Source organism: Wolbachia endosymbiont of Rhagoletis cingulata, assembly GCF_048537655.1.
GTDB classification, from domain to species: Bacteria; Pseudomonadota; Alphaproteobacteria; order Rickettsiales; family Anaplasmataceae; genus Wolbachia; species Wolbachia pipientis.
Genome location: NZ_CP175927.1, coordinates 153,465 through 167,037, shown reverse-complemented (window position 1 = coordinate 167,037; position 13,573 = coordinate 153,465). Strand labels below are relative to the sequence as shown.

The window sequence follows — 13,573 nt, the reverse complement described above, 5'->3', positions numbered from 1 at the left end:
ATAATACATAAAAATGATTAATAAGTTAATAAAATACCTACTATAAGCCCTATGATAGCAAATATAGTTAGGGGTAACTTAGGCTTACCGACGATTTTAAAAACAACAAATTCGTCATTCCGTTACGTGTTAGCGGCTGAGATACCGCGAATGAATCGCGGTATAACGTTAGAGAGCTGTGCTAGCTATAGTGCATACCTGACCATAAGGTGACAAGATTTTAAAAAGGCTCTATAACAGTTTTACACATGTATGAATCTCAATGAGCAATCAGATTTTTCTAAATAGCAGGCTGGAGAATATACCTAAGTTCCATTCCGCAATATTGCCTAAACTTTGTGGTGGGGACAAGGTGGTGGATCTGCTGTTTTATAAGCCACTTAGTTATGTGGATAGAAGCAAGTTACTATCTGATGCTCGAGTTGGAGAATTTACAACTTTCATTGCAAAAGTTTATGAGCATCAGTCGCCCACTTTTAGAGGTAGACCATATAAAATAGTCGTTGAAAGTGAGAGTCAGTATATATTCATAGTCTTTTTTAATTACTCAGTTAAGTATTTATATAAACTATTTCCAATTGGAGCGAATGTGATCATCAGTGGCAAACTCGAAAAATTTGCTGAACATTGGCAAATTACTCATCCAGATTACGTGTCGCTTGACATCAACCAATTTAAAGAAATAGCTTGCATAGAGCCAGTTTACCAATTATGCCGTGGCATTACCAATAAGCGCATTGGGAACATAATAAGCTCTAATCTAAAGGAATTGCCTGATTTACCAGAGTGGATAGATGATACATTAATCAAGCAAAAAAAATGGTTAAGTTGGAGGGAAAGCATCATAAAGTTGCACAGACCAAGCTCATTGGTGGAAGCTGAGGTTTGTAGAAAAAGGCTTGCTTATGATGAATTGTTTGCGTATCAGCTAGCGCTGAAACTTGCAAGAAAAAATCATGTGAAAGAAAGGGGAAGAGAATTTATAATATTGAGTAAATACAAAGAGCAAGTTTTAAATGAATTGTCGTTTCAATTAACAAATGATCAAACTCGTGCAATAGATGAGATCTCAGAGAGACAAAAATCCAAGTATCGCATGATAAGCTTGCTGCAAGGTGATGTTGGTAGTGGCAAAACCGTAGTTGCACTTTTTGCAATGATAAATGTGGTAGAAAACAACATGCAGGCAGCTCTAATGGCACCGACTACTATCTTGGCGGAGCAACATTATAATTGGATTGAGGAAGTTTTATCCTGTACCGATATAAAAGTTGCGCTGCTTACTGGTAAAACTTCGCGCAAGGAAAGAAAGATTATCATGAACGAACTTGCAAGTGGTGTTTTAAATATAGTGATTGGCACTCATGCACTATTTCAAGCTAACGTTACATTTAAAAATTTAGGGCTTGCAGTCATAGACGAACAACAGCGATTTGGAGTGATGCAGAGAAATCGCTTGGTAGGAAAAGGAGAAAATGCCGATATACTTTTCGTTACTGCAACTCCCATTCCAAGAACCTTGCAGCAAGCTATGTATGGTGATGTTGAATGTTCAATTTTGAAAGAAAAACCAAAATCCAGATTGCCAATAAAAACTGTAACTATGAACATTAGTAGGGTGCCAGATGTTATTGAAAAGCTAAAAGGTGCTATAAACAGGGGCGAAAAAGCATATTGGATTTGTCCATATATAGAAGAAAACGAAGAGACCAATATTGCTGCAGCAGAGATGCGTTTTCAGGAATTACAAAAAACATTTCTTGATAAAGTCGGGATAATACACGGAAAATTGACTCAGGAGCAGAAAGATCAAGTTATGTTTTCCTTCAAAAGGAATGAATTTTCTCTGCTTGTTGCAACCACTGTGATAGAAGTTGGTATAGATGTGCCAGATGCAACCATCATGATTATAGAAAATGCAGAGCAATTTGGGTTATCACAATTGCATCAGTTAAGAGGCAGAGTAGGGCGAGGAAACAAGCCATCTTTTTGTGTATTATTATACGATAATTTAAGTAAAAGCTCATCTTCAAAGTTAAAGATCATGTGTGAGTCACAAGATGGATTTTACATTGCTGAAAGGGATATGATGCTAAGAGGCAGTGGAGATATTTTAGGCACAAAACAATCAGGATGTATGGAATTTAAATTTGCTGATTTATATCAGGACAAAGAGCTGCTCAATCTCGCGTATAATAACGCAAAAGGCGCAATGGCTGATTTTGAATTACTGCTTGATATATTTGAATATAGGAGTAGATTACATTTTTCAAAATTTCAGTAGGAAAACCAGGTAGCCCACAGAAACGAAAAAACTTACTTGACACCCTTCGCCAGCCCACTTATCATGATAGTGAAGCTATTGTATTTGCTTTCGCCAATCTGCAGATTAAAAGGTAAGGATTACTTAATGTATCGGCGTCTTATGTTCAATTTTTTGCAGTATATAGATACTGTATGTCTTTACAAAACTTCATCTACATCTAGATTTTTATCTAAATAAGCTGAACGCGCTTATAAAGCGTTACAAGACATCAAAAAATGCCAATACTCGACAGAGATAGTAAAAGACTAGCTAACTCGGGGGTTCTTTGTCTTTTTTTCTGCTTAGTAAATTTCTTAAACGTTTGCAGCGTAAGTTAGTTGCAATTAAAAGCAGCTGAATTTCGCTTGTCAAGCGTTTAAAACATAAAAAACGCCAATATTTTAAAGCGGATAATAACCACGGGGCTTCTTTTGCCTTTTTTTTCATTTGGTAAATTTCTTAATGTTTGTGGCTGAACGACAACCGTCATCCCGCTGCTTGTTAGCGGGATCTCTTGTTAGCGGCTGAGATACCGCGAATGAATCGCGGTATGACGTAGATTGCTGTCATTCCAGTGCTCCTTTTTTTGTCATCCAAGCAGCCTCCTATGGTGTCATCCCAGTGCCCAGACACTGGGATCCAGCATTTCACACAATCCCATCAAGAACGTTGTATTTTACATAACACTTTTATGCTTACCAACCCAGTGTCCAATCAAAATTCCTGGATCCCAGTGTCTGGGCACTGGGATGACATCATAGGAACACTGGGATGACACCATAGGGGCACTGCCGTCATAAAGGAACCAGTGTCAGCTACTTGAATGACATCATGGGGGCGCTGGCCTGACAACCGTCATCCCGCTGCTTGTTAGCGCCGCGGCGGTATGACGGTCCGCTGCTTGTTAGCGAGATACCGCGAATGAATCGCGGTATGACGGTGTAATGACGGTTAAGTAATTCGTTATCCCGCTGCTTGTTAGCGGAATCTGCTGTGGCGACATAAACTCAAATCATTTCAAATTTCAATCCAAAGAGGTATCATTATGTCAAACAACTTCAATTTTAAAGAATTTTTTAACCACTATGAAACAAATAGTACGTCAGATGATATACAAAGGTATTATTTGCTGTGGAAATCAGTAATAGCGCAGGCAATGATTGATGCAGCAAGTAACTGTAAAAAAACAGAAAGCTTGGTAGAAAAACGTAAGGCAATTTCTTGGTTGTCAGACTTTAGTCAAGATTTTGTGCACACATGTATATTGGCTGATTGTGATCCGGTATACGTAAAAAATAAAATACAGCCAACCTTAAAAAGCCTTACTAGATAAAGCCTTTTTATATACTTAATGAGGTTTACTCCTTTTACCGAAAAAAATATAATTCAATCTCCTATCTATAGTTGCCTCTATATCTTTGATTAATAGCTGCTTTATCATGTTTACTTTTCGCTTTGCATCTTGAGCTTGACGCTCATTGTTACCACTGTTATTGCTGTAATTATTCTTATCACTATAACTACTGCCACTTGGTTTGCTACTGTTACTGAACTCACTACCCTTTTTTCTTCTTGTGTTGAGTATCTGTATTATCTTTTCCTTTAAAAAGGACTTCCAGCCTGTGCCAAGTAATAATTTATAGAGAAAATGCGGAGTAAGAAACGCCACTAATATTCGAATAGAAATTCCGTAACCGAGATCTTCCCTATTTTCATAATACCACTTGCAATATTGAAACAAACGGTAAAACGCATTTTTGAAAGAGCAAAATTCTACAGCATACCAAAAACCATTGCTGAGAAACATGAGCACAATGCTGAATGTGTAAAGATACATTGTGAAGAGAAACAGTTTCACAATTATATCTTTTAGACTACCTAATATATAATTCAATAATCTTAATTTATAGAAAAGTGATATCATTTCACACCCACTTCAATATGGCTGGGGTGGAAGGATTCGAACCTTCGCGTGGCGGTATCAAAAACCGCTGCCTTACCACTTGGCTACACCCCAATACTACTTACATCAATAACACTATTAGCCCAATTAGTAAAAGATTTATTTGCTTTTTCTATGGGCATCACAGCAATAGCTGGCTGATCATAAGAATGCATTGCTTCGATTTTTTCTACAATTTTATCAACTTGATCATTCCTGCTCTTCATAATTGCCACTACTTCACAACTATTACTAATTTTACCTTCCCATAAATACAGAGAATTCACTTCGGGAAATATATTTACACATACAATTAATTTCTCGTTTAACAATTCTTCAGAAACAGTTTTAGCCTCCTCAAAATTTGAAAAAGTTGTATAAACCAAAACTAAATTATTCATTAGTAGCTACATAAATGCATTGCTACTATACTCTACCGAGATTTATTCATCAAGAGAAAATAACGCCAGCGCGTACTGTATGAACATTTGTTTGCAAAGGTAGTATGTTAAGTGTTATAGCTAGTTTGCCTCAAACGTAAAGGTGTCATCCCAGTGCCCCTGTGATGTCATTCCAGTGCTTGACACTGGAATCCAGTTTTCCATATAATCTCATCGAAAACGTTGTAACCACTTCCTATGCTAGTTTGCTTGTAAACAAGCAAACTTTCCTGGATCCCAGTGTCAGCTACTCGGATGACACCTTTCCTAGCAGAGAAATCACAATGTTCATACGGTTGTACGCATACCGCTGGGATCTAGGATTTTTCTATAGTTTAAAAACAAAAAAAGGACGTTACTCATTGAGTAACATCCTTTTGGAGAAGGTAGAAGTTTTACTTATTACACTGTTCCTGGAGTTGCTGTAGCTCTTGAGTTGACAGGTTCTGCACTAGGTTGATCTAGAGATGCGCGTCGTTTTGCCAACTTTTCTTCGAGTTCTCTGTCAAATTCTTCTTTTAAAGGAAGAACTTGTTTTCTTGTTAGCATAGAAGAACCAGAACCCATTCCACTATCAGTAGAATTACTGTGAGTGAGAGTTCTGTTACTCAAACTATCCAGGTTTTGCTCCACAATAGGATCACTGAGAACATCTTCACTGCAAGAACTTTGTCCATTTAAGTTAGTCAATGAGGCGCTTCTAGGTAGTTCTGGTGGAGCAACTGGAGTAAGCTTAGGAGTTAAGCTACTAGATGAATTGCTTCTACGGACTGTTGCAAAGTTCTGAGAATCTGAATCAGAGACAGTAGCAGTACTTTCAGTTCCTATAGAATTTAGTGAATTACTTTTTGACAAGCTGTTAGATTGTTCAGAGCCTTTTCTTCCCAGTGAAGAGAATGATGATGACACAGACCTAGTTAAACTTTTGACAGAAGGCCTGTTAGCTTTTTTCTCTGCTCTGTCAAACATATTGCTTACGCTTGAGTACAAATGATTTTCTCTACATTCTTTAATAACCTTCTTAATTTCATCGTGATGTTCAGAGAAAACACTGTCGATGAAATAACTACCTTTAGGTAATGACCTTTGTGTTAACAAGTTATGCAAGCTTTTTTCATTTAAATTATTAATGAATTCTTTCTGTATTTGCCATCCAGAAGTATGTTCAATCTCCCCTGATTTTGCCTTCTCTGCCATTTTTAAATCAATTTCTGACGATATTCCAGAAAGTATATTTTTCACTAACCCAGAATTATTTCCTTTATCAGCAAAAATTGCTTTCATATCATTTCTTATTTCGTCAGATTTCTTAATTGCATCTGGAGTAAACCTTTTTACCTTATCTAAATAGTCCGTCTCACCAGATGCCTTATGGAACTTATTTGCCACTCCTTCGCCTACAAAACTAGCGCCTTTTTTCAGTGAATCTACTGAATGTTCATAACCTTCTTTCACCTTATCTTTAACATGCATAGCACCATCTCTAACTTTTCCGGCAGCGTATGTTGATGCGTCCTTAACTTTCCCAGCAGTATATTTCGCCCCATCAACTGTTTTTTCTGCTGACCACTTGAGCCCTTTATATCCAGATTGAACTGCTTTTACAGCGACTTTTACAGCGAAATATAAAGCAAGACCAACTATAGCACCCGGTATAGCAAGTGTTGCACCAACTGCCAAAAGTGGTAGTACTGCCGTAAATAATCCACTTGCTGTACTTACTACAAGAATCTTATCTCCTTGTTTCATCTTAGAGAATTCTGTATCTCCTTTTAACAGGTCAGTCATTCTTTCTTTTAGCTTCTTGTGATCATTAGCAATATCTGAATTTGGTAGATTTTGCATCGTTTTATTCAAATCAAAACTATCTTCTGGTTGGTTTTGTTGAGTTCCAACAGAATTTGAATTTTTTTCATTATGTAACATTTTAAACCTCACTATTAATTAAATATATTATAATTGTATTCCTTGATTCTTAAGTTAGTGTTAAATTGATTGCCAGTATTTATTTGTCTTCAAATAATTTCGCTTGACGTGTTTTGTGGTAACATAGAAAATTAGGTCAAGAAGCTGCAGCATTTATGAAGTATAGAAAAAGAACACTCATCTTTTTGGCTGTTATAACTTTAATAATAATAGCTTTACTATTTAGGTATAATTCCCATTTTCACAAAGACGTAGTGCACTTAAAGAGTGACAACAAAGAATTCAAAAAAAAGCCAGAAAATTCCATAGAGTCGACCATATTACATAGAGAAAAGGAAGTGTACGATCATGTTTTCCATCCTGATGATTAATTTGTAAATAAAATAGCAATTTATGTTTGCATTTTCTTATTAAAGAAGTAATATTAGCGTATTAATTATAGAATCAATCATTATGTTTGATGATAATAATCCTTGGAATCTGGGAAAGAAACCGGTAGGGAACAAAACTCCTAATAATGAAGATATTTTAAGTAAAGCTGTATCTGATATAAGGTTCTTTCTTAATGGATTAACCAGAAACAGGGGCAAAAAACCTTATTTCATCATTTTCATTATTTTGCTGTTCTATGCTTGCACTGGCTTTTATATTGTCCATCCTAGTGAAGAAAGTATAGAACTTACCTTTGGTAAATATTCTAATACAGAAACACCTGGTTTGCGTTATCACTTCCCCTACCCTATTGGCAAGGTTTTTAAAGTGAACGTTAAGGAAGTAAATCGTGAAGAAATTGGGGTAAGTAGTTCTTATGGGCGAGATACAGATCGCGGTGAAGGCGTGATGCTAACTGGAGATGAAAATATAGTCAACGTTAACTTCGAGGTTCAGTGGCGCGTTAGAGATGCTAAGGACTATTTATTCAAAGTGCGGGATTACAAACCCGGTTTCAGTGTTAAAAATGCTGCTGAAAGTGCCATGAGAGAAATAATAGGTAAAAATACGATCTCTTTTGCACTTGGTCAAGGCAGACCAGAAATTTCTAGAGATACTAGAATTCTATTGCAGCAGATTCTTGATGGATACCAAATGGGTACAGAGATTTTATCTGTTCAAATGAAAAAAATTGATCCACCAGAAAAAGTAATCAGTTCGTTTAGAGATGTACAAAGTGCTCGTGCAGACAAAGAGCGTACTATAAACGAAGCATATGCTTATAATAATGATATTATACCTCGAGCAAAGGGTGAAGCGATAAAGATAAAATTAGATGCACAAGCATATGAAAATGAAATAATAAATGAAGCAAAAGGTAATGCAAATCGCTTTTTATCTCTTTATGAGGAATATAGACAGAATCCTTCTCTCGTTAAGAATCGTATTTATCTTGAAACTATGGAAAATATTTTCAGTAAGGTAGACAAAGTTGTTGTAACTGATGATCTGAAAGGTATGTTTTCTTATTTACCTCTTACAAATTTAGGAAAATAACCATGAGTAGTAATATTAAAATTGTTTTTGTTTCTGTATTTGTTGTTTTATTGATTGTTTTATTTAATTCAATATTTGTTGTGCAAGAAACAAAGCAAGCGATAGTTATACAACTCGGTAAAGTTGTAAGGGATGTTAGGGAAAGTGGCTTATATTTTAAGTTGCCATTCATAAATAGTGTAGAGTTTCTTGATAAAAGAGTTTTAGATTTAAGTCCTGATAAGATCCCAAGGGAAGTGATAACAGCGGATCAAAAACGTATTATAGTAGATGCGTATGCAAAATATAAAATAACAAATCCTGTTACTTTTTACCAGGCTGTGAGGAATGAATCAGGTCTGGTTAGAAGATTATATCCGGTTATAGAAGCACACATAAGAGAAAATATAGGCAGATTTTCGTTGATTAGCTTGTTGAATGAAAAAAGATCAGAGGTTATGCAATTGATTCAGCGTGGAGTTTATTCTGAAGCTGAAAAATTTGGCATAGAAATAATAGATGTAAGAATTAAGAGAGCAGACTTACCAGAAGAAAATAGTTCTGCAATATTTCGCCGTATGCAAACTGAAAGGGAAAAAGAAGCAAAAGAAATTAGAGCAGAAGGAGAGCAAGCTGGGCAGGAAGTTAGATCAAAAGCTGATAAATTAAAAAGGGAGATTATCTCCAGTGCAGTAAAAGAATCGTACGAAATAAGGGGCCGTGGTTATGCTGAAGCAACTAGAATTTATAATGAGGCATTTAAGGTCGATGAAGAGTTCTTTAACTTTTATCGCTCTATGAGCGCTTACAGTAAATCATTTGCCGAAAATAATACTAAATTTGTACTTTCACCAAACAATAACTTTTTAGATATTTTAAATAAGGGGTGGAAATAGTCTATGAAAAGTAAGGCATTTATTTTATCTATATTTGCATATTTTCTAATTGCGTTTTCTTCGTATGCTAATATGTTTGATTGGAATGCAAAAAAGGTCGTTGATGCTAGCACTACTGCATGCAACTGTAATCAAGGACTTGCCGATTTAGTGGAAGAACTCATTCCTGCGGTTGTAAATATTTCAAGCGAACAAATCATCAAACAAGAAAATAACAGCAGAACTAGAGTTCCATCTATGCCAGGAAATAATTTTTTTGATGATTTTAGAGAGTTTTTTGAGCATTTTGATCAGTTTTTTATGGATAGGGGCCCTAGTGTTAACAAAGAGGTGGTGTTGCTTGGTTCTGGGTTTATTATAGATAAAGGTGGAACTATAGTAACCAATTATCACGTTATTAAAAACGCCAAAGATATCACAGTTACTATGAACGATAATACTTATTTCAAAGCAGAAGTTTTAGGCTATGATGCAAGAACTGATCTTGCTGTGCTTAAGATTAATTCTGATAAAGATCTTTCTTCTGTTGCATTTGGTGATTCTGATAAAGCAAGGGTTGGTGATACGGTTATGGCAATAGGTAACCCATTTGGTTTGGGTGGCTCTGTAAGCACAGGAATTATATCTGCAAGGTCCAGGGACATTAGTATTGGCACTATGAATGAATTTATTCAAACTGATGCTGCAATTAATAGGGGTAATTCTGGAGGACCGTTATTTGATTTAAATGGAAAAGTTATAGGTATTAATACTGCTATCTATTCTCCATCTGAGTCTGGCGGCAACGTGGGTATAGGTTTTGCCATACCATCTAATTTAGCTATGTCAATTATTGACACATTAAAAAGTGGCAAAAAAATAAAACATGGTTGGCTTGGTGTGCAAGTTCAGCCTATAACGAAAGAATTTGCTGAGTCCTTGGGTTTAAAAGATATAAAAGGCGCATTGGTTGCAAGTATAGTAAAGGATAGTCCTGCAGAAAAAGGTGGGATTAAAGTAGGTGATATATTATTAGAATTTGACGGTAAAAAAATCGATAGAATGACACAATTACCTCAAATGGTTTCAAGAGCTGGACCTGAGAAAAAAGTGCAAGTTAAGTTACTTAGAAAGAGCAAAGAGGTTAATATTAAAGTTGTGATCGGAGAATCTACAAATGATGGCCAAGATAACAATCAAGAAGAAAATAAATCAACATCTGATTATGTAACCGGTTTAACTGTTTCAAATCTGCCAAAAGAATCAAAAGAAAGTAAAAATAATGTACCTACAAAAGGTGTGATAGTTACCAATGTAGATAGTAACAGTAATGCCACGTTGCGTGGTATTAAAAAAGGAGACATTATTATCCAATTAGATGGAACCGATATAGAAAATACTAATGATTTTCAAAAACAAGTTGATTCAGCAGTAAAGAAAAACGGTAAAGATTCAATAATGTTGCTCATTTACCGCAATGGAAATCAATTCTTTACTTCGATAAAGTTGAAGAAATAGCACTCGTAGGTTATTTACTAAATTAGCAGCATTGTAAGCCTGTCACTGTAACACCTCAATCTTACAAGACAAATCAAAACTATTAAAGTCTACATTCCATTCACTAAAATACACATATGGATAATATAAATTTTCTAAAATTCATTGAACTGTGCTTTCAAACAGTGGTGCCGGGATGTGAGTATAATGATTATCAGTACATAAAAGTCATAGCAGAAAGGCTGGAAGCAGCGAATGCTGGCGAAGTAAGGCGCATAATATTCAATATGCCTCCGCGTTCAATGAAGTCCATATGTATGAGTGTTGCGTGGCCCGCATGGATACTGGGCAACTGCAAGAATAATAGTTGCAAGTTATTCTAAGTTGCTTAGTGAAAAACATTCGCTTGATACCAGGTGCATAATGCAATCTGATTGGTATAAAGAACTATTTCCAGAGGTAGAACTATCCAAAGACCAGAACACTAAATATAAATTCCAAACAGTGCAGAGAGGATACAGAATCGCAACATCAGTTGGAGGAACATTAACCGGTGAAGGTGGTGACTCTATTATTGTGGATGATCCGCTTAACCCTGCTCAAGCTTTGAGTGAAACATTTAGAAAACGTGCCACAAACTGGTTCGATCAGACTTTAGTAACGAGACTCAACGATAGAAAAAAAGGAGTAATTGTGCTTGTGATGCATAGGCTCCACCTGGAAGACTTAACTGGGCACCTCTTATCTAAGCCAAAAAACATATGGCATCACATTTGTTTGCCAATGATTTCTGAAAATAAGGAGGTTATTTATTCAATTAATAACCATACTGGTGTCATTCCAACCCCCCCTCCTGTCATCCCAGTGCCCAGACACTTGTATCTGGGATCTCGTTCCTTAACTTTATAGTGTAAATTATTTCAAATTGTGTCTAGCTGCAAGTATAATAATTTCCATTTATAGATAAAGTATGTTGCAAATGTTATGCCAAAGAGTATAATAAAATCTATATCAAATACTTTACAAGAAAAAGTGGGATAGAGGCAAAAGCAAATATTAATAAGGATAATTTAAGAAAAGCGCATACTAGAGTTTGAAGAAGCAGTAAAAATAAAAAATATTATTGAAAGGTTAAATAGCACATGATATAATATATATATATAGTGTAAAAATGTAAATAATTTTATTGACATCTTTACATTAATAGTTCTTAAATATTTAGTACTGTAGAATTAAATTATTAAGTTTTATGAAGGAAGTAAAAATGGTGGAAAGCTTTTCAGGTAACAACAAAGGCAGTAATTTTATTGAGGAGGCAAAAATAATGGAAAATTTTTCAGATAATAACGGAAACGGTAGCTCAATCTTCCAAGGAAAAATCAGGGAGCAAGATTTCTCTGCAGAGCAGAAGCTAAATGAACTAAAAGCAGCCATAGAGGAGCTTACCAGACAAGATTTGCTCAGGAGGCTCGAGTGTGAGCGTCAGGCTTCTAGTTGTATCGATGAAATATCATCTCAAACAGAGCTACATATCGGAGAAGGTGATGATGAGGATTACTTCACTGGTGAAAAAGGAAGAGTACTCGGAGATTTCTGGAATTTCTTTGAATCTCTCTTCAACCTTTTTGAAGTAGATGTAGATGATCCGAAAATCTACCAAATGCTCAAGGAGAAGAAAGAAAAAAACCTGATTGCTGCGATAATGAAGTTTTTGCGTGATAAGTTTAAGGAGTTAATCAAGAAGATTTTTGCACGCGATTTAAGTTTCAATCAGAAGTTGGACAAAGAGATAAAAGAATTGCAGGAAAAATTAGGCAGTGGTGAGTTATCAGAAGAAGAGTTTGCAAGGGCGTTAGAAAGATTAACTGCATTGCAAGATCTGAAACTCAGGTTACAAATGGCCGTTGTCGGATGGATTGTTACAATGTTCGCAGAGATGTTTGGAGTTGAGTTGGCGGCTGCGGTAGAGGCATCTACAGAAAAAGAAGATAAAAAAGCAGAAAAAACATCATTAGAAGCAACTAAAGAAGTTTGCGAAAACGTAGAAATGAAAGTGGATGAAAGAGAAAAACCTAAAGTGCCAGTTTTCCTTTTTGAAATTTCACCAGGATTTGTAAGACCGGTTGTTCTGAGCAAACCAGAACTTGAAATTGCGTCAGATCCTTTGAAACATCTATTGCGTCTTGATGAGCTTGAAAGAAAATATCATGAAAATTCACAAAAACCAGAAAAAGTGAATGAAGAGAAAAAAGCGAAGCCTGAACCGAAGAAAGAGGTGTGTCCACCGAAACTTCCAGACAAGAAGCCTGTGGCAAGTGGGATAAAAATTAATTTTAATAAAATAAAGAATATTGGTTTCCGAGAAAGGGATGCGAATACTAGTGTTAATGGAAGAGGAACCACGCCACCCACTAATGGACAAGGAAACAAGCTTGATAATGGGAAGAAAAACGAGTCTGCTAGTTATGCAGCAAGCCGTCTGAATGGTAATGTTAATAAGAAAGAAGCGGATAACCTTTACACCGAACTTGCAAAAGAACTTGCCAATTTTAAAATAGGTGTTTGGAATGGTGCTGAGAATGAAGGTTCTGTGAATGATGCTCAATCACCAAGAGGATTGACTAATGATGTAAAAGTTGAGAAATATGTAGAAGGTCAATCAGTAGGAAAGACATAATCGTGAAGGTAGTTAGATCCCAGTGTCTGGGCACTGGGATGACACCCTCTTGGATGGAAACCAGCGTCAGCTACTTGGATGACGCCTCACCATGTCATTCCAGTGCGTGACGCTGGAATCCAGGAGTATAAAAATGACGAATAAAATTTATACTAAAAAATATAAAAAAAGTGCTTGCACTACAATTTATTTTTAGTATACTATTTACATAATATTTTTACTTAGGGGTCAATATGTATAGTAATAATGATAAAAAAGATAGCGATAAAGGGTTTACTCCAAGCAGCAGGTATGAAAAGTATAGCGGTTCTAATCCGGTAATGCTTGAGGCACGTGAAAGACAGAGACGTGAAAGTAGCAAGCCTGGCTCGCAAATGGAGAGTAGTAGCTCTACTAGTGCTGGCAGTAGTAAAGGTAAAAGTAAGTAATGTTGTTTCATCACAA

General features: G+C 35.9%; 12 protein-coding genes, 1 tRNA gene and 1 pseudogene. 10 read left to right on the top strand and 4 right to left on the bottom strand.

Translation table 11 applies throughout. From position 1 onward, the window contains the following. The first annotated feature begins 262 nt into the window (after positions 1–262). The 3 genes from recG to ACJZL3_RS00715 all read left to right on the top strand — a co-directional run bounded on the left by recG (position 263) and on the right by ACJZL3_RS00715 (position 3,638). Positions 263–2,284, top strand: a complete 2,022-nt coding sequence (gene recG, locus ACJZL3_RS00725) for an ATP-dependent DNA helicase RecG (protein WP_038199133.1) — start codon at positions 263–265, stop codon at positions 2,282–2,284. 595 nt (positions 2,285–2,879) lie between these two features. Further along, the gene (locus tag ACJZL3_RS00720) at positions 2,880–3,080 is read left to right on the top strand and encodes a hypothetical protein (RefSeq protein ID WP_010962861.1); all 201 of its coding nucleotides are present in this window, start codon (positions 2,880–2,882) and stop codon (positions 3,078–3,080) included. A 270-nt stretch (positions 3,081–3,350) separates the two neighbouring features. Next, on the top strand, positions 3,351–3,638 hold the full coding sequence (locus ACJZL3_RS00715; protein ID WP_010962862.1) for a hypothetical protein: 288 nt from the start codon (positions 3,351–3,353) through the stop codon (positions 3,636–3,638). 15 nt (positions 3,639–3,653) lie between these two features. On the opposite strand, the gene ACJZL3_RS00710 is transcribed toward ACJZL3_RS00715, so the two are convergent. From ACJZL3_RS00710 to walE1, 4 genes are all read right to left on the bottom strand, one after another. After that, on the bottom strand, positions 3,654–4,046 hold the full coding sequence (locus tag ACJZL3_RS00710) for a hypothetical protein (protein ID WP_244263371.1): 393 nt from the start codon (positions 4,044–4,046) through the stop codon (positions 3,654–3,656). Positions 4,047–4,247: 201 nt separating this feature from the next. Further along, positions 4,248–4,322: transfer RNA gene (locus ACJZL3_RS00705), tRNA-Gln, on the bottom strand. Beyond that, a complete protein-coding gene (gene cutA / locus ACJZL3_RS00700; protein WP_006279213.1) occupies positions 4,313–4,648 on the bottom strand; it encodes a divalent-cation tolerance protein CutA in 336 nt (111 codons plus the stop codon). Before cutA ends, ACJZL3_RS00705 begins: the two co-directional genes overlap by 10 nt. Positions 4,649–5,089: 441 nt before the next feature. Continuing rightward, positions 5,090–6,613, bottom strand: a complete 1,524-nt coding sequence (gene walE1 / locus ACJZL3_RS00695) for an actin bundler (RefSeq protein ID WP_419198812.1) — start codon at positions 6,611–6,613, stop codon at positions 5,090–5,092. A 155-nt stretch (positions 6,614–6,768) separates the two neighbouring features. On the opposite strand from walE1, the gene ACJZL3_RS00690 reads away from it, so the two are divergent. The 7 genes and pseudogenes from ACJZL3_RS00690 (at position 6,769) to ACJZL3_RS00660 (ending at position 13,557) form a co-directional block, all read left to right on the top strand. Next, positions 6,769–6,984: a hypothetical protein gene (locus ACJZL3_RS00690; RefSeq protein ID WP_006279848.1), complete on the top strand. Its 216-nt coding sequence runs from the start codon at positions 6,769–6,771 to the stop codon at positions 6,982–6,984. Between the two features lie 82 nt (positions 6,985–7,066). Beyond that, complete coding sequence (gene hflK, locus ACJZL3_RS00685; RefSeq protein ID WP_419198811.1) at positions 7,067–8,101, top strand: FtsH protease activity modulator HflK; 1,035 nt, start codon at positions 7,067–7,069, stop codon at positions 8,099–8,101. Between the two features lie 2 nt (positions 8,102–8,103). After that, complete coding sequence (gene hflC / locus ACJZL3_RS00680; protein ID WP_010962867.1) at positions 8,104–8,976, top strand: protease modulator HflC; 873 nt, start codon at positions 8,104–8,106, stop codon at positions 8,974–8,976. A gap of 3 nt (positions 8,977–8,979) precedes the next feature. Beyond that, complete coding sequence (locus tag ACJZL3_RS00675) at positions 8,980–10,473, top strand: DegQ family serine endoprotease (RefSeq protein WP_010962868.1); 1,494 nt, start codon at positions 8,980–8,982, stop codon at positions 10,471–10,473. Between the two features lie 116 nt (positions 10,474–10,589). Further along, positions 10,590–11,319: pseudogene (locus ACJZL3_RS00670) on the top strand (hypothetical protein); the annotation flags it as partial. Between the two features lie 382 nt (positions 11,320–11,701). Next, positions 11,702–13,129, top strand: coding sequence for a hypothetical protein (locus ACJZL3_RS00665; RefSeq protein ID WP_419198809.1), 1,428 nt, complete (start codon positions 11,702–11,704; stop codon positions 13,127–13,129). 233 nt (positions 13,130–13,362) lie between these two features. Then, the gene (locus ACJZL3_RS00660; protein ID WP_010962871.1) at positions 13,363–13,557 is read left to right on the top strand and encodes a hypothetical protein; all 195 of its coding nucleotides are present in this window, start codon (positions 13,363–13,365) and stop codon (positions 13,555–13,557) included. The last annotated feature ends 16 nt before the right edge of the window (positions 13,558–13,573 follow it).